This window comes from Streptomyces sp. NPDC048644, assembly GCF_043199105.1.
Lineage (GTDB): Bacteria > Actinomycetota > Actinomycetes > Streptomycetales > Streptomycetaceae > Streptomyces.
Map to the genome: position 1 here is coordinate 16,787 of NZ_JBICVO010000016.1, position 21,894 is coordinate 38,680.

The window sequence follows — 21,894 nt, forward strand, 5'->3', positions numbered from 1 at the left end:
GATGCCAGGGATTTTTGCGGGCCATTCTCACAAGCGGTGGTGAGATTTACGCCGCAAGGGGTGACGAATCTGTGATGTGCGTGTTAAATCAAACAGGCACGAAACAAAAGGAGTGTGCCCAGATGACCACCACCCCCGCCGGCCTCGGACACCACCCCGAGACCTTCCGTGAGGACTGGCTGGAAGGACTGGCCGACGCCTACGCGCGCACGGTCCGCCGGGTGCCGGGCGCCTTCGGCGTCGTCGGGCGCCACGCACCCCGCACCGGTAAGGTCGCCGTCGTCATCGGCGGCGGTTCCGGTCACTACCCCGCTTTCGCCGGACTGGTCGGCCCCGGCCTCGCCGACGCCGCGGCCATAGGTGACGTCTTCGCCAGCCCCAGCGCCGAACAGGTCTACCGCACCGCGCGGGCCGCCGACGGCGGCGCGGGCGTGCTGCTCAGCTACGGCAACTACGCAGGCGACGTCATGCACTTCGGCCTCGCCGCCCGCCGTCTCGCGGCCGAGGGCATCGACACCCGCACGGTGCTGGTCACCGACGACGTCGCCAGCGGCCCGCCGCCGGTAGAGGGCCAGGAGATCGACCCGTCCCGTGACCGCCGCGGGGTGGCGGGCGACTTCTTCGTCTTCAAGGTGGCGGGCGCGGCTGCCGAGCGCGGCGACGACCTCGAAGGCGTCGCGCGGGCCGCCGCCCACGCCAACGCCATGACCCGCACCTTCGGCGCCGCCTTCGCCGGCTGCACACTCCCCGGCGCCGCGGAGCCGCTGTTCACCGTCAACGCCGGCACCACCGAACTGGGCATGGGCATCCACGGCGAGCCCGGCCTGCGCACCACCCGCAGCCTGACCGCCGCCGAACTCGCCGACGAACTGGTCGACAACCTCCTCGACGAACTGCCCACGCCCGCAGGCGGCACCGGCCGCGTCGCTGTCCTGCTCAACGGCCTGGGGCGTACCAAGTACGAGGAGATGTTCGTCGTCTACCGGCAGGTCAACCGGCGTCTGCGGGCCGCCGGACTCCAGCCGCACCGCCCCGAGGTGGGCGAGTTCGTCACCTCCTTCGACATGGCAGGCGTCTCGCTGTCGGTGATGGTCCTCGACGACGAACTGACCGAGCTGTACGACGCCCCCTGCGACACCCCCGCCTTCCGCAGCCTGCCGGGCACCCACGTGGCCGCCGACGACGACCGCACGGACACCGCCGTCGTGGCCGAGGCCCGGGAAACGGCGGCCGGTGACAGCGACCTGCCGGCGACCGCCGCGCTCCAGGCCGCGTTCGACCTCGTCGCCGCCAACGAGGACGAGCTGGGCAGGCTGGACGCGGTGGCGGGCGACGGCGACCACGGCATCGGCATCGTCCGCGGGCTGCGCGCCGCCGTCGCCGCGGCCCGCGCGACCGAGGCGGGAGCGCCTGGCGACCCGCGCGCGGCGGGCGGCGCCCTGATGACCGCGGGCCTCGCCCTCGCCGACGCGTCAGGCGGCGCGTCGGGCGCCCTGTACGGCGCGCTGCTCACCGAGACCGGCGCCGTCCTGTGCAAGGCCGCGGCCAGGCCGGGCGGCGCGTACGCCGAACGGCCTTGTGACACCGCGCTGTTCGCCGAAGCGGCGGACGCCGCCCAGCGGGCCGTCGCCGAACTGGGCGGCGCCGAGGTGGGCGAGAAGACCATGCTCGACTCGCTCGACCCGTTCCGCCGCGAGCTGCGGGCACGCGCGGGCGAAGGGCTCGGCAAGGCGTGGCGGGCGGCGGCCGAGGCCGCGACCCGGGCCGCCGCCGACACCGCCGAACTCACCCCGGCCCGGGGCCGCGCGGCCCGGATGGGCGCGCTCGGCTACGGCCACCCCGACGCCGGCGCCGTCTCCCTCGCTCTCATCCTGACCGCGGTCGGCGACACCCTGGGCGACTGACCCGGCGCCTCCCCGCGCATACCGAAGGCCCCCGCACCTGGCAGGTGTGCGGGGGCCTTTCGGTATGGCGCGGACGCGAGGCGCGTCCCGGCCTGGTCAGCGCAGCCGTGCCATCAGGGCGTGCTCGACGAGCGTGATGAGCGCGCTCTTGGCCTCGCTGCGGTGCCGGGCGTCGGTGGTGATGATCGGTGCGTCGGGGCCGATCTGCAGGGCCTCGCGCACCTCGTCCGGCGTGTAGGGCTGGTGTCCGTCGAAGCCGTTGAGGGCGATGACGAACGGCAGGCCGCTGTTCTCGAAGTAGTCGACGGCCGGGAAGCAGTCGGCGAGTCTCCGGGTGTCGACCAGTACGACGGCGCCGATCGCGCCGCGTACGAGGTCGTCCCACATGAACCAGAATCGGTCCTGCCCCGGTGTACCGAAGAGGTACAGGATCAGGTCCTGGTCCAGGGTGATCCGGCCGAAGTCCATCGCCACGGTCGTGGTTGTCTTGTCCGGAGCATGCGTGAGATCGTCGATGCCCGCCGACGCTGACGTCATGACGGCTTCGGTGCGCAGCGGGTTGATCTCTGAGACGGCCCCGACGAACGTGGTCTTGCCCACGCCGAAGCCGCCCGCCACCACGATTTTCGCGGAGGTGGTGGAGCGGGCTGCACCGCTAGAGCTTGCGAAGTCCACTGAGCACCCTTTCGAGCAGTGTCACATCTGGCTGTCCGCCGGCGGTGTCGTCCCCGCCGGGCTGATGGATGGCGACGAGCCCGGCCTCTGCCAGGTCGGCGACGAGGATCCGGGCGACGCCGAGGGGGATGGAGAGAAGCGCGGAGATCTCGGCGACTGACTTGATCTCGCGGCAGAGGTGGCAGATGCGCTGGTGCTCCGGCAGCTGGCCCTGTAGCCGGGAAGGGTCGGCGGTCGTGCTGACCAGCGCCTCGATGGCGAGCTGGTAGCGCGGCCTGGTCCGGCCTCCGGTCATGGCGTACGGGCGCACCAGCGGGTTGTGCGCGCCGCCCACGGGCGACGGCTCAGGTGCCTGCCGCTGCGGCTGCACCGGCTGGATGCGCGGTGCCTGCGGCTGTTCGTACACCGACGGCTCGTACGGCTGGGAGTCGTACGAGCGGTGCTGGGGCCGTTCGGGACGCTGCTGCTGCGGCGGCTGGGGCCGCTGCGGCCGACGGCTCGGCGCGGACGGGAAGTTGAAGCGGTTGTGATGGGTCTCGCCCTGTGGCCCGGACTGCTGTCCGGAACCGTACGGGTATCCGCTAGGGGGCGTAGCCACGTCTCCTCCTCCAACTTGCCTGTCTGACGCCGGTCGCGCCACCGAACCCTAATGGGCGGGCGGCGGGAAACGCACTGCTTGTCTGCTAGTTGAGAAGGCTGCCCTGGAGTTCGGCGCGCAGGTCCGGCGTGAGGACGCTGCCTGCGCGGTCGACGAGCAGGGCCATCTCGTAACCGACGAGGCCGATGTCGCACTCGGGGTGCGCGAGAACGGCCAGCGACGATCCGTCGGAGACGGACATGATGAAGAGGAAGCCGCGCTCCATCTCCACCACGGTCTGGTTGACGCTCCCGCCTTCGAAGATGCGGGAGGCGCCGGAGGTCAGCGAGGTCAGGCCGGAGGCCACCGCCGCCAACTGATCGGCTCTGTCCCGAGGGAAGCCCTCGGACATGGCGAGGAGAAGACCGTCCGCGGAGACCACGACCGTGTGGGAGACACCGGGGGTGTTGTCCACGAAGTTGGTGATCAACCAGTTCAGGTTCTGCGCCGCCTGGCTCATCGGGCTCACACTAACGCTCCTGATCGTAGGTGCTGCCGGGGCCGAAGCCCTGTTGGTCATTGTGGGGGACCTCCGAGCGGTCCGTCCCCGCGTTGCGGCCCTGCTGGACACCACGGCGCAGATTGCTCAACCTGCCGCGGACGTCCTCCGGAGCCCGGGAGACCTGGGGGCCGCCCTGCGAGGTCTGCTCCGCCGTGCCCTCGACCAAATTGGCCTTGGGCACCCGTCGCGGGAGGCCGGACGGGGTGACCCCGCCAGCCTTCGGCTCGCGCAGTGCTTCCGCCCGCTCCCAGCGCTCGTCGTTGGAGCTGCGCCATTCGGAGCCGTCCTGGCCCGATTCCGATGTGCTCCGCTGCTGCGGAGGCGCCACCGGCTCCTCGGGCTGCGCCCACTGCTGATGAGCCTGCTGTGCCTGCTCGGTGCGGCCTCCGCGGCGCGGAAGGCCGGCGTCGGTCAGCGAGTGGATGTCGCTCGGGGAGGGGCCCGGATGGTCGAATGTTACGCGCTCGGACGCATCGGCGGGAGCGGCAGGTGTATTCCGGTCAGATTCCGCTTCGGTGCCGAAGTGCCCATCGTACGCGGTGGGTTCGTACCCGTCGCCGTGCGCAGCCGGATCGAAGGCGGCGTACGGCTGCTGGCCGGTGGCCTCCGGACCGGTCGGCGGCTGGAAAGCATCGGTACCGAACGAGCGGTCGTCGTACAGCGGTTGATCGGCTTCCGCATATGCCGTCGGCGCGGAGCTGCCGGCAAATCCGTCACCGGGCGTCAACTCGTCGCGGAACAAGGGGCGCTCGTCCGGCTGCCCGCCGCCCGACCTGTCGTCGGGCGCCGCACGGTGCTCGCCGCGCGGCAGCGGGCCGCCGCCGGCGGAATCGGCGGCCTGGCCGTGCCGGAACTCGTCGAAGCCCAGCTCGGCAGCGGTGCGGTGGCCGGCCTCGTACGCCGCCTGCTCGTGCTCGGGAACGATCCGCGACACCGTGAAAGCGTCCTGGAACTGCTCCTCGCCGCCACCGCCGTGGGTGAGCGCCTCGGGCAGCATGACCAGCGACGTGGTGCCCGCCTGCTCGCCCGACGGGCGCAGCTGGACGCGGATGCCGTGCCGGTCGGAGAGGCGGCCGACCACGAACAGGCCCATGCGCTGGGAGACCGTGACATCCACGCTCGGCGGGTTCGCCAGCTTGTGGTTGATGTCCGCGAAGTCCTCGGGGGTGAGCCCGATGCCCTTGTCGTGGATCTCGACCATGACGCGGCCGTCGGGCAGCCGGGTCGCGGACACCCGCACCTTGGTCTGCGGCGAGGAGAACGTCGTGGCGTTCTCCAGCAGTTCGGAGAGCAGGTGCACGAGGTCGGTCACGGCGGTGCCGTGGATCTCGCTCTCGGGGACGCCGGTCAGCTCGATGCGCTCGTAGGACTCCACCTCGGACGTGGCCGCGCGCAGCACGTCGATCAGCGGCACCGGCTGGGTCCAGCGGCGGCCGGGCTCCTCGCCCGCGAGGATGAGGAGGTTCTCGCCGTTGCGCCGCATGCGCGTGGCGAGGTGGTCCATCCGGAAGAGGTTCTCCAGCTGGTCCGGGTCCGCCTCGTTGTTCTCCAGGTCGGTGATGAGCGTCAACTGCCGCTCGATCAGGCCCTGGTTGCGGCGCGAGAGGTTGGTGAAGATCGCGTTGACGTTGCCCCGTAGCAGGGCCTGCTCGGCGGCGAGCCGGACGGCCTCGCGGTGCACCTGGTCGAAGGCGCGGGCGACCTCGCCGATCTCGTCCGTGGTGGCGATCGGGATCGGCTGCACCCGGGTGTCGACCCGGCCGGGCTCGGCGCGCGAGAGCTGGTCGACCAGCATCGGCAGCCGCTGCTCGGCGATGCCGAAGGCCGCGGTGCGCAGCGTGCGCATGTTGCGGCTCATCCGGCGGGCCATCAGACCGGCGACGAGGAAGGCGACGATCAGGGCGGCGAGCACGATCGCCGAGTCGGCGAAGGTGGACCGCTTGGCGTCGGCGGAGATCTGCGCCGCTTCGTTCACGGCCTTGTCGGCCAGGTCCTTCTCGATGGACCGGTACATGTCGAATTTGCCGGTAGCGGCGGCGAACCAGGCATCGGGTGTGATGCCCTTGGCGGCCAGCTGCGCCGGTGTGGCGCCGGAACCGATCTCGGTGGCCATGGCGTCCATGGAGGGCGGGGCACGGAACTCCCGTCCCGCCGCTGCCGCTTCCTGCCCGGCCCGCTCGGACTTCGCCTTCGCGGTCTTCTCCAGCTTCGCGGCGTCCTGCTTCAGCCGCTGCACGTCCTCGGGGGTGCCGCCGGACGTGTACTCACCGATGGCGATGCCTTCGAGGTACTTGTACGAGGCGAACGCGGTCAGCTGGAGCTTGTGCTCCTTGCCGCCCTGCGGGGACGCCGGGTCGACCAGCAGGTGGGTGCCGATCGAGCGCTCCAGCGACTCGGCGGCCTTGGCCAGCGAAACGGCGTAGACGGTACGTCCGTAGGAGGTGATGTTGCCGGTGCCCAGGCCGAGTTCGTTGGCGAACTCCATCAGCGCGTGCTGGATCTCGACGTAGCCCTCTTCGGTCCGCACGCCGTGCAGCTTCGGGGTGTAGGCGGCCTCCCGCAGCTCGCCGAGGCCGGGCTCCGCCTTCCGGAAGGCGGCGAGGCGGCGCTGCAGGCCCTCCTTGGCAGGCATGGACTTCACGGCGTCGTGGAAGGCGTCCGCAGCGGAGTCGGTCGCCGAGCGCGCCTCCTCGACGACCGGGTCGTCCTTCTTGCCGTTCAGGAGCAGTTCCGCGGTGCGGTCGCGTTCGTCGATCAGGGCGTTGCTGTAGGAAAGGGCCGCGCGCACGAGCTTCGCGGTCTTCTCGGCGTCCTGGGCGTCCTGCCAGGTCGCGAACGAGCTGTTGACCCGCAGCCCGCCGAAGACCAGGGCGGCCAGCACGGGGATCAGCAGGATGGCGTTGAGGCGGGTGGCCACCCGCCAGTTGCGCGGCGTGAACCGTCCGCCGCCGGCGTCCGGAGTGACGACCGGGTGTGCGGGCGCGCCGGAAGCCGGCGCCGTACTTCGCGACGGCGGGGTGAAGTTGCCCCGCCGCGGTTCCTGCGGCTCGGGGCTCGACGTGCTTCGCCTCACTCGACCAACAACCTCTCGGCGCGGCACGGTCTGCTGTGCCGTTTCTTCTTGGCGTCACTACTCCGGAGTTCAGCGAATTTCAGCACGTCAGGGTGGTGCGTTCCAAACACTGAGCAAAACCTGAGCAAGACCTGAGAGGCGTCACATAAAAGGGGCGTTAAGGGCGAGCCGCGGCAAAAGGCGGGGTGAAGGTGAGCGCAGCGAAACCGGGCGTGCGCAAGGGGTGTTGACGGCGGGCCGATTCACTGTCGAAACGTTATGAACGCCATCGACAGCGTGTCCAAGGACACAGATCCACTGGGGAACCGTGAACCGGCCCGCCCGTTGAGCACGCGGCGCGGACGGCTACCGCAGCCGTGCCATCAGGGCGTGCTCGACGAGCGTGATGAGCGCGCTCTTGGCCTCGCTGCGGTGCCGGGCGTCGGTGGTGATGATCGGCGTACCGGGCCCGATCTGCAGCGCCTCGCGCACCTCGTCCGGCGTGTAGGGCTGATGGCCCTCGAAACCGTTGAGGGCGATGACGAACGGCAGCCCGCTGTTCTCGAAGTAGTCGACGGCCGGGAAGCAGTCCGCCAGCCGCCGGGTGTCGACCAGCACGACGGCACCGATCGCGCCGCGTACGAGGTCGTCCCACATGAACCAGAAACGGTCCTGCCCCGGCGTACCGAACAGGTACAGGATCAGGTCCTGGTCCAGGGTGATCCGGCCGAAGTCCATCGCCACGGTCGTGGTCGTCTTGTCCTGGACGTGGCTCAGGTCGTCGATACCGGCCGAAGCGGAGGTCATCACGGCCTCCGTGCGCAGCGGGTTGATCTCCGAAACGGCGCCCACGAACGTGGTCTTGCCCACGCCGAACCCGCCCGCCACCACGATCTTGGCGGACGTGGTCGAGCGGGCCGCGCCCTCGCCCGAGCCGCCGTCAGAGCTTGCGAAGTCCACTGAGCACCCTCTCCAGCAGCGTCACGTCGGGCGTGCCGCCGGCCTCGCCGCTGCCACCGGGCTGATGGATCGCCACCATGCCGGCCTCGGCCAGGTCGGCGACCAGAATCCGTGCCACGCCCAGTGGTATGTGCAGCAGTGCGGAGACCTCGGCGACCGACTTGACCTCCCGGCACAGGTGGCAGATCCGCTGGTGCTCCGGCAGCAGTCCTGGCAGCTGGGAGGGGTCGGCCGTGGTGCTGACCAGCGCCTCGATGGCGAGCTGGTAACGCGGCCTGGTACGGCCGCCCGTCATGGCGTACGGGCGGACCAGCGGCTGGTCGCCTTCGCCGCCGTACGACGCCTGGCTATAGGAGTCGTACGGTCCTGACGTGGGTGGCGGGGTCATGAGTCCTCCGGGCGGGACAACTGACAGTCGTCGGGTTGGGCCGGTGGGGGGTGCGGCACGATGGACGGTGGGCAGCTCGTTCGGTGTACGGGGGAAGTGCTGCGGCGTATCTCAGTGCAACAGGCTGCCCTGGAGTTCGGCGCGCAGGTCCGGCGTGAGGACGCTGCCTGCGCGGTCGACGAGCAGGGCCATCTCGTAACCGACGAGGCCGATGTCGCACTCGGGGTGCGCCAGTACGGCCAGCGACGATCCGTCGGAGACGGACATGATGAAGAGGAAGCCGCGCTCCATCTCCACCACGGTCTGGTTGACGCTCCCGCCTTCGAAGATGCGGGAGGCGCCGGAGGTCAGCGAGGTCAGGCCGGAGGCCACCGCCGCCAACTGATCCGCGCGGTCACGCGGAAAACCTTCGGACATCGCGAGGAGCAGCCCGTCCGCGGAGACCACCACTGTGTGGGACACCCCCGGGGTGTTGTCCACGAAGTTGGTGATCAACCAGTTCAGGTTCTGCGCCGCCTGGCTCATCGGACTCAACTAACGCTCCTGCTGGTGAGTGGGGTCAACAATGCCGTGGTTGCCGGTGTCCGTGCCACCGGCCTGGCGGCCCTGCTGGATACCCCGACGGAGATTGGTCAGCCGGCCGCGTACGTCACTGGGCGCACGCGAGACCTGCGGACCGCTCTGGGCGGACTGCTGCTGTGCGGTACCCGCGACGAGATTCGCGCGCGGGACACGGCGGGGCAGTCCTGAGGTCGTGATGCCGCCGGCGGCGGGCTGACGGATCTGCTCCGCCTGCCGCCAGCGCTCGTCATTGGGCGAGCTGCGCCACTGCGAGCCGCCAGGGTTCTCGACGGAGGCGCCGTTGACCGGCGCGTTCTCCTGGCCGTCGGCTGCCGGGACGCGGCCCGGCAGCGGCACGTCGCCTTCGTCGGCCGGCTGCTGCGGGACACCCGCTGCGGCGGCCTCCGGCGTGTGGAACCAGTTCGACTCGATGGTGTCGAAGATCGGGGTGCGGCCGTCGCCGGGACCGGCAGGTGTCTCGCCGAGCCAGTCCGACGACGGGCCGGCCGCGCCGTCCTGCGCCTGCCGCACCGGGAACTGCCCGGTGTCCTGCGGCTGCGCGGGACGCCCGCCGAACAGGTCGGCCTCGCCCTCGGGACGCGCGAACTGCCCGGTACGCGAAGCGGGTTGCTCGAACTCGCCGGTACGGGAAGCCGGTTGCTCGAACTGCCCGGTCTCGGACGCCGGCCGCTCGAACTCGCCGGTGCGGGAGGCGGGTTGCTCGAACTCGCCGGTACCGGAAGCGGGTTGCTCGAACTGTCCGGTCTCCGACGCGGGCCGCTCGAACTGCCCGGACCCGGATGCGGGGCGGGCGAACAGACCGGGCTCGGCGGAGCCGCCGTCGCGTCCCGACGCCGGCAGCGCGAACTGTCCGGTGTCGCCGGGCGCCTGGGCGCCGGCCTGCGGGGCGGACCCGTCGGCGGCGGCCGGGCCGCGGTTCGCCTCGGGGGAGCCGGGCGGCGGGCCGTTGAAGTCGGGGCGGGCGAAGGCCGTGGTGTCACCGGGACCGCCGCCGGGCGCCGGGCGCTCGAAGCTGCCGGTGGTCTCCGGCTCGTCGTGGCCGCGCGGCACGTCCTGGGTGTCGCGCGGTGCGAGCGGCCAGTCGTCGGACGCGCCGCGCTCGCGGCGGACGCCCCAGCTGGTGGTGCCGGCCGGCTGGCCGCCACGGCCGTCGGCGGGCGCACCCGAGCCGGGCAGTTCCGCCGGGGAGTTCCGGGGCGGCAGCTGCGGACGCTCGCCCTGGGGCGCGCCGGTGGGCGGCGCCACGGTCGGCGTCCGGCCGGACGCGTCACGGGTGTTCTCGCCGCGTGCGCCGACGTCACGGGTGGGCAGCGCGGGACGGCCGCCGCCGGACGGCGCAGCCGCCGGACGGGACTCGCCCCTGGCCGGTGCGGCGGGCGCGCCGGGAGTCTGCGGACGTCCGCCCGCGGGGGCCGGCGCCCCGAACGCGTTCTGGCCGCCGCCGGGTCCGCCGCGGCCGGGCAGCGCGGGCCGCCCGTTCGCGCCAGGACCCGAGCCGACCTGGCCGCGCGGCTGGAGCCCGGCGAGCCTGCTGGAGGACGAGGGGCCGCCGACATCCGAACCGCCCGCACTCTTGGCGGTGCTCGGCGCCGGCTTCTTGCCGCCCTGCGCGACGTCAACGGGCAGCATGACCAGGGCGGTGGTGCCACCCGAGTCGGACGGACGCAGCTGGATGCGGATGCCGTGCCGCAGCGACAGCCGGCCGACCACGAACAGGCCCATCCGGCGGGAGACCGAGACGTCCACGGTCGGCGGGCTCGCCAGCCGCTCGTTGATCGCCGACAGGTCCTCGGGCGACAGGCCGATACCGGTGTCGTGGATCTCGACCAGCACCCGGCCGTCGGGCAGCGCGTGACCGGTGACCTTGACCTTGGTCTGCGGCGACGAGAACGACGTGGCGTTCTCCAGCAGCTCGGCGAGCAGGTGCACGAGGTCGTTGACGACCCGCCCCGCGACCTCGGTCTGCGGAACGGCGTTCAGCTCGATCCGCTCGTACTGCTCCACCTCGGACGCCGCCGCACGCAGGACGTCGACCAGCGGCACCGGACGGGTCCAGCGGCGGCCCGGCTCCTCGCCCGCGAGGACGAGGAGGTTCTCGCCGTTACGGCGCATGCGGGTCGCGAGGTGGTCGAGCTTGAAGAGCGAGGACAGCTGGTCCGGGTCGGCCTCGCGGGACTCCAGTTCGGAGATCAGCGACAGCTGGCGCTGGATGAGGCCCTGGCTGCGGCGCGAGAGGTTGGTGAACATCGCGTTGACGTTGCCCCGCAGCAGCGCCTGCTCGGACGCCAGCCGGACGGCCTCGCGGTGCACGTCGTCGAAGGCCGCGGCCACCCGGCCGATCTCGTCCTTGCTGTGCACACCGACCGACTCGACGGAGGTGTCCACGTCCTGCGGGTCGGTGTCCGACAGCTGCTTGACCAGCTCGGGCAGCCGGTCCTGGGCGACCTTCTGCGCGGTGTCCTGGAGGCGGCGCAGCGAGCGGACCATGGACCGGGCCACGACGAAAGCGCCGACCAGCGAGACGCCGAGCACCAGCAGGATCAGCGCACCGTTGATGATCGCTTCCCGGGTGGCCGCGTTGCGCAGCTCGCGGGAGTTCTGCTCCATCTCGGTGAGCAGCGAGGTCTCGATGCGGGACATCTCGTCGATCTTGACGGTGTCGGAGTCGTACCAGTCGAGGTACTTGTACTCCTGGCTGCGGATGCCGCTGCCGGTCCCGAAGGCGCGGTGCGCGAAGGCGACCGCGGCCTTGATCTCGTCGTTGTTGCCGTCCAGACCGCGGGTCAGCGCACCGGCGTTGTTCGCGTAGATCTGCGAGAAGCGGTCCCTGGCGGCCTTCTCGTTGTCCTCGGCGGTACGGCCGGCGAGCCGGTCGTTGGCGGAGAGTTCGGGGCCGCCCTTGTGCGCGAGACCGGCGCTGACCAGGGCACGCTGCATCGACGCGTACTCCTTGGCGGACGAGAACGCCGCCAGGGCACGGGTGCTGCGGATCATCTCCGGGTTGCTGGTCGCCTGCGCCATGTCCTGGGAGAGCGAGAGCAGCGAGTCGATCAGCTGGTTGTAACTGGTGATCGTCCGCGCGGTGTTGTCGTCGTCCTTGTAGGCGTTGCCGCGGATCTCGTTCAGGGTGTTGAGCTGGCGCCCGATCTCCACGATGGTGGCCCGGACACCGGTCATCGTGGCGTCTTCGCCCTGGATGTCGCCGGTGGCCTGGTCGAAGGAGGTGCGGGCGCGGTCAGTGGCCTCCCGCGGCGCGACGACGTTCGTGTCGTCCTTGGTGTTGCCCGAACCGGCCAGCGGGCCCGCGGACTTGTCCCGCTCCGTCTGCAGCGCGTCGGCGAGTTCGGTCGCCTGCCGCGTCATCTCGGTGAGCATCTCCATCTTTTCCAGCTGGTCGATGTTCTCCATCGAGTCCTGGATACGGATGGCGCCCAGCGAGGTCGCAGCGACCACGGGAAGCGCGAGCAGGGAGATCAGGCGGGTGCTGATGCGCCAGTTGCGCAGCGCCATACGGGAGCCGGGGCCACTGGGGCCCTTCGACTCCTTGGGCGTGCTGCGCTCGGCGGATTCGGCAGCCTGGCCGCCCCGGTCGGACGGCGTCGTGCCGCCCGCCGGACCGTTGCCCTGGGCACGCTGGGCAGAGGAGGCGCGGTCGGTCCCGCCGCGCAGCTCCGGCTCCGCAGCAGCTTCCCCGCGCCCCTTGCGGGCCTGGGGAGGCTCCATGCCATCCCTCTTGAAACGTCCCTGCACTAGCGTCGCAACCTCTGGACCAGGCGTCCCTCCGCGCGAACGGCGGGACGGTGTCGAGTCGTGGGGGACCGCAAGTCCCCCGTGGCGGTCGTGAGTGACCGGCGGGCTTCCCTCTCTGGCCGAGAGAGCAACACCACCGCGCTGCGCTACATCGCGCCCTGCGCGCCGGCTGAAACGTGCGGCGGTCCGTGGAATTCCAGCACAGTGCCGGATCTCCAACAAGAGCGGAGCCGTGCCCTGTGACATGGGTGACGCAATGTGCGGACCGTGTCACGACACGTAGAGGGTTCTGCTGCTGATAACGGACTTATGCCCTCGAATCGTTGGCCCGACCCAGCTGTCCCAGGTGCGGTGATCAGGGGCGGAATGGCGCCTTTAATCGCCTTACGTCTCATTTACCCACGGATGTTGATCATGGGAAATGCGGCTTTTGTCACACCCTCAGTGAGGAAACTCACAGGAAGATCGTCGACTTTCCCACGGCATCGCAGGGAATAGCCCGCTTAGCCTGACGCTTTACACAGGTGCCCACAATGACAAGGGCGACTCTCCGTGAGCTCCCCTTTTCCCATCCCCGACATACGCGAGGCGTGAAGCAGTGAAGACCACGATGATGTTCCGCAACATAGCCAACCCGCGGCGCACCACGCTGGCGCACCTCAAGGACGCCGACGAGCTGAACACCGCGGCGGCCGAGGCCCCGGAGCACACCGTCGAACTGCCGACGCAGACCGCCAACCCCCGCCGCACCGTCCTCATGGACGCGCCGCAGCAGGACGTCACGGCGTAAATCCGCAGCGGAACGGCCGCCGCCCCGCGTTAGCCTGGAGTGTCAACTCCGGCCAGTGATCAATGAGGGGCAGCGGCACCCGTGCGCATCGCCAGATTCTCCATCGACGGCAACGTCGGCTTCGGCGTCCTAGAGGGCGACGAACTCGACGTCATCAAGGGCCATCCGTTCGCGGAATTCGAGCGCTCCGGCCAGAAGGTCCCGCTCGACAAGGTCCGTCTGCTGCCCCCGGTGCTCCCCAACAAGGTCGTGGCGGTCGGCCGCAACTACGCCGAGCACGCCGCGGAGCTGGGCAACGACGTCCCCGACATCCCGGTCGTCTTCTTCAAGCCGTCCACCTCCGTGACCGGCCCCGGCGACCCCATCGCGTACCCCTCCTTCTCGCAGGAGGTGCACCACGAAGCGGAACTCGCCGTCGTCATCGGCCGGATGTGCCGCGAGGTGCCCAGGGAGCGCGTCAAGGACGTCATCCTCGGCTACACCTGCGCCAACGACGTCACCGCACGGGACATCCAGCGGCGCGAGAAGCAGTGGACGCGCGCCAAGGGCTTCGACAGCTCCTGCCCGCTCGGCCCCTGGATCGAGACCGACCTGACCCCCGGCGACATCGCCGCAGGACTCACCGTCCAGTGCACGGTCAACGGTGAACAGCGTCAGCTCGGCCGCACCAGCGACCTGATCCGCCCGATCGAGGACCTGATCGTCCACATCACCGAGGCGATGACTCTGCTCCCCGGCGACGTCATCCTCACGGGCACCCCGGCCGGAGTCGGCCCGCTCAACGTCGGCGACGAGGTCGCCGTCACCATCGAAGGCATCGGCACTCTCACCAACAAGGTGATCAAGCGTGGCTAACGCGACCCCCGTCCGCGTCCGTTTCTGTCCCTCCCCGACCGGCAATCCCCATGTGGGCCTGGTCCGCACCGCCCTGTTCAACTGGGCGTTCGCCCGGCACCACCAGGGCACCCTGGTCTTCCGCATCGAGGACACCGACGCGGCCCGTGACTCCGAGGAGTCCTACAACCAGCTGCTGGACTCCATGCGCTGGCTGGGCTTCGACTGGGACGAAGGCCCGGAGGTCGGCGGCCCGCACGCGCCGTACCGCCAGTCCCAGCGGATGGACCTCTACAAGGACGTCGCCGAGAAGCTGCTCGCCGCCGGCCACGCGTACCACTGCTACTGCACCACCGAAGAGCTGGACGCGCGCCGCGACGCCGCCCGCAAGGCCGGCAAGCCCTCCGGTTACGACGGCACCTGCCGCACCCTGACCGACGAGCAGAAGGCCGCCTACGAGGCCGAGGGCCGCAGCTCCATCGTCCGCTTCCGGATGCCCGACGAGACGATCACCTTCACCGACCTCGTCCGCGGCGAACTGACCTTCACCCCGGAGAACGTCCCGGACTACGGCATCGTCCGGGCCAACGGCGCGCCCCTCTACACGCTCGTCAACCCCGTCGACGACGCCCTGATGGAGATCACCCACGTCCTGCGCGGCGAGGACCTGCTCTCCTCCACCCCCCGCCAGATCGCCCTCTACAGGGCGCTGATCGAGCTGGGCTTCGCCAAGGAGATCCCCGCCTTCGGGCACCTCCCGTACGTCATGGGCGAGGGCAACAAGAAGCTCTCCAAGCGCGACCCGCAGGCGTCCCTCAACCTCTACCGCGAGCGCGGCTTCCTCCCCGAGGGCCTGCTCAACTACCTGGCGCTGCTCGGCTGGTCGTTCTCCGCCGACCAGGACATCTTCTCGGTCGCCGAACTCGTCGAGAAGTTCGACATCGCGGACGTCAACGCCAACCCCGCCCGCTTCGACCTCAAGAAGGCCGAGGCGATCAACGCCGACCACATCCGGCAGCTGGACATCAAGTCCTTCATCGCCGCCTGCGAGCCGTGGCTGAGCGCCCCGCACGCCAACTGGGCCCCCGAGGACTTCGACGAGGCCGCCTGGCAGGCCATCGCCCCGCACGCCCAGACCCGTGTGACGGTCCTCTCGGACATCACCGCCAACGTCGACTTCCTCTTCCGCAAGGAGCCGGTCGAGGACGAGGCGTCCTGGACGAAGGCGATGAAGGGCGACCCGGTGGCCCTGCTCACCACCGCCCGCGCCAAGCTGCTGGACGCCGACTGGACCAGCCCCGAGTCCCTCAAGAACGCGGTGCTCGCCGCGGGCGAGGAGCACGGTCTCAAGCTCGGCAAGGCCCAGGCTCCGGTCCGGGTGGCCGTCACCGGCCGCACGGTCGGTCTGCCGCTCTTCGAGTCCCTGGAAATCCTCGGCAAGGAGCGCACCGTCCAGCGCATCGACGCGGCCCTGGCCAAGCTCGCCGGCTGAGCCTGCCCGCCCGTGTACGAGGGCCCGGAAGCCACCACGGCTTCCGGGCCCTCGCTGTATCCGGCCGCACACGCCCTCTGCGGGGCCCTGGGGGGCGCACGGGCACGAGGAGGGGCGAGCGGGCCGCTGGGCTGGTGCACGCCACGTCAGGCCGGTACGGAGCGCCTCACGAGCCCGGCCGGCCGTCCCGCCTGCTGGGCGGGCATATCGGTTTTGGAGCCCCGTCCACCTTCAGGTAATGTTCTTCCTGCGCCGCCCGAGAGGGCCGAGAGGCCCAACAGGAAAGCGCAAGCCGAACAAACTCCCCCCGGGGGGTTGTGTTTTGGTGGGCTATGGTGTAATTGGCAGCACGACGGTTTCTGGTTCCGTTAGTCTAGGTTCGAGTCCTGGTAGCCCAGCAAGAGATCTTCCTCAATTCGAGGATCTGTAGGTCTCTTGAAATAGCAGCATCAGGCCCCCGTTGTGTAGCGGCCTAGCACGCCGCCCTCTCAAGGCGGTAGCGCCGGTTCGAATCCGGTCGGGGGTACAGATCCTTTCTTTCCGTCATCTTCGGGTCGCTCCCGGATGTGCCGATGCAAGGATCGCTAGGGCCCCCGTTGTGTAGCGGCCTAGCACGCCGCCCTCTCAAGGCGGTAGCGCCGGTTCGAATCCGGTCGGGGGTACTGGTCTAAACCACCATGGGCTATGGTGTAATTGGCAGCACGACGGTTTCTGGTTCCGTTAGTCTAGGTTCGAGTCCTGGTAGCCCAGCGCAGAGTGTTGTATTGCGCAGCTCAACTGCAAGAAAACAGGCCCCCGTTGTGTAGCGGCCTAGCACGCCGCCCTCTCAAGGCGGTAGCGCCGGTTCGAATCCGGTCGGGGGTACAGAAAAGAGAAAGGCCCTTGCTTCGGCAAGGGCCTTTGTCGTGTCCGGAAAATGTGTGACCACCATCCCCATCTCCCGTGCGTACGGCGTGAGTTCGGCCACGAGGGCCGCCTGCGCCGCCGCGCGTCCCGTTGCGCATCAGGGCGCGGATACGGCGGGATCCGGGGTGGGGGAGTGTCAACGGGCCGCGGCCCGCGGATCCGCCCTCCACTGCGGGTCCGCGGGCCACGGCCCGGTGGTGAGGTGTGCGGGGACTCAGCCGGTGCGGCGCAGGCCCTCGGAGAGGCGGGCGGCGGCGTCGATGACCGCCTGGGCGTGCATCCGGCCCGGGTGGCGGGTCAGCCGCTCGATCGGGCCGGAGACGGACACGGAGGCCACCACGCGGTTCGAGGGGCCCCGTACGGGCGCGGAGACGGACGCCACCCCCGGTTCCCGCTCGCCGATCGACTGGGCCCAGCCACGGCGCCGTACGCCGGAGAGCGCGGTGGCGGTGAAGCGGGCCCCCTGGAGGCCGCGGTGCAGCCGCTCCGGCTCCTCCCAGGCCATCAGGATCTGGGCCGCGGAACCGGCCTTCATGGGGAGCGTGGAGCCGACCGGGACGGTGTCCCGCAGTCCGGACAGCCGTTCCGCCGCCGCCACACAGATCCGCATCTCGCCCTGCCGCCGGTAGAGCTGGGCGCTCTCGCCCGTCACATCGCGCAGGTGCGTGAGTACCGGTCCGGCCGTCGCCAGGAGGCGGTCCTCGCCGGCCGCTGCGGCCAGTTCGGACAGCCGGGGGCCGAGAATGAACCGGCCCTGCATGTCCCGCGCCACCATCCGGTGGTGCTCCAGAGCCACGGCGAGCCGGTGTGCCGTGGGTCGTGCAAGCCCTGTCGCCGCGACCAGCCCGGCGAGGGTGGCCGGACCGGACTCCAGAGCGCTCAATACGAGAGCCGCCTTGTCGAGAACGCCGACGCCGCTAGAGTTGTCCATGCAACGATACTCGCGTCTCACAGTGTGAAACGCAAGTTCAATTTTCCCGCGAAGTCGTCAATCTGTAGACGCGGCCCTCGACCAGGGTCCGGCGAGCGGCCCGGCACGGGGGTGCGGGGTCTCGCACCAGTTCGAGTTGGGCCGGCAATGCGGCCGGCCGGAGGGAAAGCGATGGGACGGACACTCGCGGAGAAGGTCTGGGACGACCACGTCGTCCGGCGCGCGGAAGGCGAGCCCGACCTCCTCTTCATCGATCTGCACCTGCTGCACGAGGTCACCAGCCCGCAGGCGTTCGACGGCCTGCGCAAGGCCGGGCGCCAGGTGCGCCGCACGGACCTGACCATCGCCACCGAGGACCACAACACCCCGACCCTCGACATCGACAAGCCGATCGCCGACCCGGTCTCGCGCACCCAGCTGGAGACGCTGCGCAAGAACTGCGCGGAGTTCGGCGTCAGGCTGCACCCGCTGGGCGACGTCGAGCAGGGCGTTGTCCACGTCGTGGGACCGCAGTTGGGACTGACCCAGCCCGGCACCACCGTGGTCTGCGGTGACAGTCACACCTCCACCCACGGAGCCTTCGGCGCCCTGGCGTTCGGCATCGGCACCAGCCAGGTCGAGCACGTCCTGGCCACCCAGACGCTGCCGCTGGCCCCGTTCAGGACGATGGCGATCACCGTCGATGGCGAGCTGCCCGACGGCGTGACCGCCAAGGACCTGATCCTGGCGATCATCGCCAGGATCGGCACCGGCGGCGGCCAGGGCTACGTCCTGGAGTACCGCGGCTCCGCCATCGAGAAGCTGTCGATGGAAGCCCGGATGACCATCTGCAACATGTCGATCGAGGCCGGTGCGCGGGCGGGCATGATCGCCCCCGACGCGACCACCTTCGACTACCTGCGCGGACGCGACCACGCCCCGGCCGATGGCGCGGACTGGGACGCGGCCGTCGCGTACTGGAAGACGCTGCGCACCGACGACGACGCGGTCTTCGACGCCGAGGTCGTCATCGACGCGTCCGAGCTGGCGCCGTTCGTCACCTGGGGTACCAACCCCGGTCAGGGCGCACCGCTTTCCGCCAGTGTCCCCGACCCCGCTTCGTACGAGGACGTCTCGGAGCGCTTCGCCGCCGAAAAGGCCCTGGAATACATGGGGTTGACGGCGGGTCAGCCGCTGCGCGAGATCGCCGTCGACACCGTCTTCGTAGGTTCGTGCACCAACGGCCGCATCGAGGACCTGCGCTCCGCCGCCTCGATCCTGGAGGGGCGCAAGGTCGCCGACGGCGTACGGATGCTGGTCGTTCCCGGCTCGGTCCGGGTGTCGCTGGAAGCCGTGGCCGAGGGCCTGGACAAGGTCTTCACCGCGGCCGGCGCCGAGTGGCGGCACGCGGGCTGCTCGATGTGTCTGGGCATGAACCCCGACCAGCTGGCGCCGGGCGAGCGCTCCGCTTCCACCTCCAACCGCAACTTCGAGGGCCGGCAGGGCAAGGGAGGCCGTACGCACCTGGTCTCGCCCGAGGTTGCCGCCGCAACAGCGGTTCTCGGCCATCTGGCCTCACCGGCCGACCTGTCCGACGCCGACGTTCGTACGCCCGCGGGAGTCTGAGAACCATGGAAGCTTTCACCACCCACACCGGCCGGGCCGTCCCGCTGCGCCGCAGCAACGTCGACACCGACCAGATCATCCCGGCGCACTGGCTGAAGAAGGTCACCCGCGACGGATTCGAGGACGGATTGTTCGAAGCGTGGCGCAAGGACCCCGCCTTCGTCCTCAACCAGGAGGCGCACAAGGGCGCCACGGTCCTGGTGGCCGGCCCCGACTTCGGTACCGGCTCCTCGCGTGAACACGCCGTCTGGGCGCTGCAGAACTACGGCTTCAAGGCCGTCATCTCCTCGCGGTTCGCGGACATCTTCCGTGGCAACTCCCTCAAGAACGGGCTGCTGACGGTGGTCCTGCCGCAGGAGACCGTCGACCGGCTGCAGAAGCTCGCCGAGACCGACCCCACCGCTGAGGTGACGGTCGACCTGGTGGGCCGGCAGGTACGGGCCGAGGGCATCAGCGCGGACTTCGAGTTGGACGAGAACGCCCGCTGGCGGCTGCTGGAAGGGCTGGACGACATCAGCCTCACTCTTCGGGAGGAGTCCTCCATCGTGGAGTACGAGGCGAACAGGCCGTCGTTCAAACCGCGTACAGTGGAGGTCTGACCTCGGGCTTTTGGCTCAAAGACATATTGCGTACGATGCGCCCCCTGTGAAGTTGGCAGGGGGCGCATCGGCTTGTCGAGGCAGCTGTTGAGGCCCCGTGAAGCGACAACTCGCCGCAGATGGCACAATTAGCGCATGGAACGCGACGGCCAACTCGAGCTCTACGGCCACGTCGCCGACCGGCTCAAGGACGCACACGCAAGAGTGCGGACACTGCAAGTCCCGGAGGGCGTACGGATGGCGCTGACCCGGAAGCTGCTCGTCATCACGTCCGCGGCAAAACACGATCTTGCGGACGCGGCAAGGCGTCTGGAGTGGTTCATGGCCGACCTCGATGAAGGTCGTTATCCCGAAGACGTGCACACCGACGGAAGTACGTGAGGTTCGAGTTCGTTGCGGCACAAGGGTGATTAGCCCGTTTCGTGTTTGATTTGCGGTATATATCTGCCTAACGTGCGAAAAAGCTTGGAATCTTTCGTTCCAGCAATGTCTCCGAAGGGGAAGACGTGAACAAGGCGCAGCTCGTAGAAGCCATTGCCGACAAGCTCGGCGGCCGTCAGAACGCCGCGGACGCGGTGGACGCCGTACTGGACGCAGTCGTCCGTGCAGTTGTCTCCGGCGACCGCGTTTCGGTCACCGGATTCGGGTCGTTCGAAAAGGTCGACCGCCCGGCCCGCTACGCCCGTAACCCGCAGACGGGTGAGCGGGTGCGGGTCAAGAAGACCTCTGTGCCGCGATTCCGCGCGGGCCAGGGGTTCAAGGACCTGGTGAGCGGCTCGAAGAAGCTCCCGAAGAACGATGTGGCCGTCAAGAAGGCCCCCAAGGGCAGCCTTTCGGGCGGTACTTCCACCCGTACGACGGTCAAGAAGGCCGCCGCGAAGAAGGCCACCACCGCCAAGAAGGCCGCGGCGAAGAAGACCACGGCCACCGCCAAGAAGGCGACGGCGAAGAAGACCACCACCGCCAAGAAGGCGGCACCGGCGAAGAAGGCGACCGCCACCGCGACCGCCAAGAAGGCCGCGGCGAAGAAGACCACCGCCAAGAAGGCGGCACCGGCGAAGAAGGCCACGGCCACCGCCAAGAAGACCACCGCCAAGAAGACCGCCCCCGCCAAGAAGGCGACGGCGAAGAAGGCACCGGCCAAGAAGGCCACGGCGCGCAAGACCACCGCCAAGAAGACCACCGCCCGCAAGCGGTAATTCCAGCAGCGGCGACGCCACGCGTCGGGCCGGTCTCCCTTCGGGGAGCCCGGCCCGCGGCGCGTTCAGGGGCGGTTCGCCGCGGACTGCACGGGCGGCCGGTCCGCCCCGGACGCGCTGCCTTAGGCTCTGTCCCATGCAGGCCACCGCGTACACCTACGACTCCGACTCCCGCTCCGGCAGCGTCCTGCTGGACGACGGCACCCCGGTGCCCTTCGACGCCGCCGCCTTCGACGCGGGCGGACTGCGCCTGCTGCGGCCGGGGCAGCGGGTACGGATCGAGGTCACCGGCGAGGGCGAGGCCCGCCGGATCACGCTCGTCACCCTTCAGACGCTCTGAGACGGACGCACAGCCCGCTCCGGCCCGCATCCCCGGCGCCGTCCGCCGCACCGGCCAGCAGCGCGGTGTGCGCCCCCACGCCGAGCGCCAGCGCCGCCCGCAGGTCCTCGCCGGTGTCCACGTCCCTGCGGACCGAAGCGGTGTCCGCCGCGGTGATCTCGCGCGCACCCGACGCGAGGTGACGTGCCCGTGAGCAGCCACCGAATGCCGGTGCCAATTCCACGCCGGAACTCGCGGTGAGAAGTGTGGTGCCGATATCCGCGGCATCGGCGAGAAATGCGCGGGGAAATAGCGCGGCGCAATGGAGTACCCGTGCCAGTTCCGCGGTCCGCAGCGCGGGGAGATCCGCGTTCAGGGCGGCGACCGCGGCGTCAGGGCGGCGGGCCCGTATCGCACTCGCGCCGTGGGCGAGTGCGGCGTTGAGCCCGCGGGCCGGTGTGTCAGGCACGATGCGCGCCCCGAGCGCCGCGAGCCGCTCACCGGCCAGCGGATCGTCCGTGACAACCGCCACATCCGCGACGTCGGCGCAGGCCAGCGCGGCGGTCACGGTGTCCAGTGCGAAAGCGAGCGCCAACCGCGGCCGGAACTCCTCACCGGCGGCCCGGGAAAGCCTGCTCTTGGCCCGCACCAGCGGTTTCAGCGGTACGACCAGGCTCCAGACCACATCCGCTCCGTCTCTTCGCATCGGCTTCATTTTCCCCTGCTGCCGCAGCTCTCCGGGAGCCGCGGGGTTACGGTGTTCTCGACA

General features: G+C 70.1%; 19 protein-coding genes and 5 tRNA genes. 14 read left to right on the forward strand and 10 right to left on the reverse strand.

Going from position 1 to position 21,894, the window contains the following annotated elements:
- The first annotated feature begins 122 nt into the window (after positions 1-122).
- Positions 123-1,904 carry a dihydroxyacetone kinase family protein gene (locus tag ACGFNI_RS28695; RefSeq protein ID WP_393687583.1) on the forward strand — a complete coding sequence of 594 codons (1,782 nt, stop codon included), beginning with the start codon at positions 123-125 and terminating at the stop codon, positions 1,902-1,904.
- Between the two features lie 96 nt (positions 1,905-2,000).
- On the opposite strand, the gene ACGFNI_RS28700 is transcribed toward ACGFNI_RS28695, so the two are convergent.
- The 8 genes from ACGFNI_RS28700 to ACGFNI_RS28735 all read right to left on the reverse strand — a co-directional run bounded on the left by ACGFNI_RS28700 (position 2,001) and on the right by ACGFNI_RS28735 (position 12,450).
- Complete coding sequence (locus ACGFNI_RS28700) at positions 2,001-2,579, reverse strand: ATP/GTP-binding protein (RefSeq protein WP_073447656.1); 579 nt, start codon at positions 2,577-2,579, stop codon at positions 2,001-2,003.
- Positions 2,560-3,177, reverse strand: a complete 618-nt coding sequence (locus ACGFNI_RS28705; protein ID WP_393687584.1) for a DUF742 domain-containing protein — start codon at positions 3,175-3,177, stop codon at positions 2,560-2,562. The genes ACGFNI_RS28700 and ACGFNI_RS28705 overlap by 20 nt, the downstream gene beginning before the upstream one ends.
- Before the next feature lie 85 nt (positions 3,178-3,262).
- A complete protein-coding gene (locus ACGFNI_RS28710) occupies positions 3,263-3,676 on the reverse strand; it encodes a roadblock/LC7 domain-containing protein (RefSeq protein WP_030257992.1) in 414 nt (137 codons plus the stop codon).
- Between the two features lie 10 nt (positions 3,677-3,686).
- A complete protein-coding gene (locus tag ACGFNI_RS28715) occupies positions 3,687-6,791 on the reverse strand; it encodes a nitrate- and nitrite sensing domain-containing protein (RefSeq protein WP_393687585.1) in 3,105 nt (1,034 codons plus the stop codon).
- A gap of 345 nt (positions 6,792-7,136) precedes the next feature.
- Positions 7,137-7,730, reverse strand: coding sequence for an ATP/GTP-binding protein (locus tag ACGFNI_RS28720; RefSeq protein ID WP_393687586.1), 594 nt, complete (start codon positions 7,728-7,730; stop codon positions 7,137-7,139).
- Positions 7,711-8,118 (reverse strand): DUF742 domain-containing protein, encoded by a 408-nt coding sequence (locus ACGFNI_RS28725; RefSeq protein WP_393687587.1) that lies wholly within the window; start codon positions 8,116-8,118, stop codon positions 7,711-7,713. Before ACGFNI_RS28725 ends, ACGFNI_RS28720 begins: the two co-directional genes overlap by 20 nt.
- 111 nt (positions 8,119-8,229) lie before the next feature.
- Positions 8,230-8,643 (reverse strand): roadblock/LC7 domain-containing protein, encoded by a 414-nt coding sequence (locus tag ACGFNI_RS28730; protein WP_227050197.1) that lies wholly within the window; start codon positions 8,641-8,643, stop codon positions 8,230-8,232.
- 9 nt (positions 8,644-8,652) lie between these two features.
- Entirely contained in the window at positions 8,653-12,450 is a 3,798-nt protein-coding gene (locus ACGFNI_RS28735; RefSeq protein ID WP_393687588.1) for a nitrate- and nitrite sensing domain-containing protein, read from the reverse strand.
- A gap of 598 nt (positions 12,451-13,048) precedes the next feature.
- Here ACGFNI_RS28735 and ACGFNI_RS28740 point away from each other — a divergent pair.
- From ACGFNI_RS28740 to ACGFNI_RS28775, 8 genes are all read left to right on the forward strand, one after another.
- A complete protein-coding gene (locus ACGFNI_RS28740; RefSeq protein ID WP_227050193.1) occupies positions 13,049-13,240 on the forward strand; it encodes a hypothetical protein in 192 nt (63 codons plus the stop codon).
- A gap of 81 nt (positions 13,241-13,321) precedes the next feature.
- Positions 13,322-14,095: a fumarylacetoacetate hydrolase family protein gene (locus tag ACGFNI_RS28745; protein WP_393687589.1), complete on the forward strand. Its 774-nt coding sequence runs from the start codon at positions 13,322-13,324 to the stop codon at positions 14,093-14,095.
- Entirely contained in the window at positions 14,088-15,566 is a 1,479-nt protein-coding gene (gene gltX, locus ACGFNI_RS28750) for a glutamate--tRNA ligase (RefSeq protein WP_393687590.1), read from the forward strand. Before ACGFNI_RS28745 ends, gltX begins: the two co-directional genes overlap by 8 nt.
- A 326-nt stretch (positions 15,567-15,892) precedes the next feature.
- Positions 15,893-15,964, forward strand: a tRNA-Gln gene (locus ACGFNI_RS28755).
- A 55-nt stretch (positions 15,965-16,019) separates the two neighbouring features.
- Positions 16,020-16,092: transfer RNA gene (locus ACGFNI_RS28760), tRNA-Glu, on the forward strand.
- 63 nt (positions 16,093-16,155) lie between these two features.
- Positions 16,156-16,228: transfer RNA gene (locus tag ACGFNI_RS28765), tRNA-Glu, on the forward strand.
- A 16-nt stretch (positions 16,229-16,244) separates the two neighbouring features.
- A tRNA-Gln gene (locus ACGFNI_RS28770) sits at positions 16,245-16,316 on the forward strand.
- Positions 16,317-16,357: 41 nt separating this feature from the next.
- Positions 16,358-16,430 (forward strand) — tRNA-Glu (locus tag ACGFNI_RS28775).
- 256 nt (positions 16,431-16,686) lie between these two features.
- Here ACGFNI_RS28775 and ndgR read toward each other — a convergent pair.
- The gene (ndgR, locus tag ACGFNI_RS28780; RefSeq protein ID WP_227049296.1) at positions 16,687-17,403 is read right to left on the reverse strand and encodes an IclR family transcriptional regulator NdgR; all 717 of its coding nucleotides are present in this window, start codon (positions 17,401-17,403) and stop codon (positions 16,687-16,689) included.
- 171 nt (positions 17,404-17,574) lie between these two features.
- On the opposite strand from ndgR, the gene leuC reads away from it, so the two are divergent.
- The 5 genes from leuC (at position 17,575) to ACGFNI_RS28805 (ending at position 21,146) form a co-directional block, all read left to right on the forward strand.
- Positions 17,575-19,008 (forward strand): 3-isopropylmalate dehydratase large subunit, encoded by a 1,434-nt coding sequence (gene leuC / locus ACGFNI_RS28785; RefSeq protein WP_393687591.1) that lies wholly within the window; start codon positions 17,575-17,577, stop codon positions 19,006-19,008.
- 5 nt (positions 19,009-19,013) lie between these two features.
- Positions 19,014-19,607, forward strand: a complete 594-nt coding sequence (gene leuD, locus ACGFNI_RS28790) for a 3-isopropylmalate dehydratase small subunit (protein ID WP_393687592.1) — start codon at positions 19,014-19,016, stop codon at positions 19,605-19,607.
- Between the two features lie 135 nt (positions 19,608-19,742).
- Positions 19,743-19,988, forward strand: coding sequence for a hypothetical protein (locus tag ACGFNI_RS28795; RefSeq protein ID WP_393687593.1), 246 nt, complete (start codon positions 19,743-19,745; stop codon positions 19,986-19,988).
- 125 nt (positions 19,989-20,113) lie between these two features.
- Positions 20,114-20,806 carry an HU family DNA-binding protein gene (locus tag ACGFNI_RS28800; protein ID WP_393687594.1) on the forward strand — a complete coding sequence of 231 codons (693 nt, stop codon included), beginning with the start codon at positions 20,114-20,116 and terminating at the stop codon, positions 20,804-20,806.
- Between the two features lie 136 nt (positions 20,807-20,942).
- The gene (locus ACGFNI_RS28805) at positions 20,943-21,146 is read left to right on the forward strand and encodes a hypothetical protein (RefSeq protein ID WP_393687595.1); all 204 of its coding nucleotides are present in this window, start codon (positions 20,943-20,945) and stop codon (positions 21,144-21,146) included.
- On the opposite strand, the gene cofC is transcribed toward ACGFNI_RS28805, so the two are convergent.
- Complete coding sequence (gene cofC, locus ACGFNI_RS28810; protein ID WP_393687596.1) at positions 21,127-21,831, reverse strand: 2-phospho-L-lactate guanylyltransferase; 705 nt, start codon at positions 21,829-21,831, stop codon at positions 21,127-21,129. The genes ACGFNI_RS28805 and cofC overlap by 20 nt on opposite strands.
- Between the last annotated feature and the right edge of the window lie 63 nt (positions 21,832-21,894).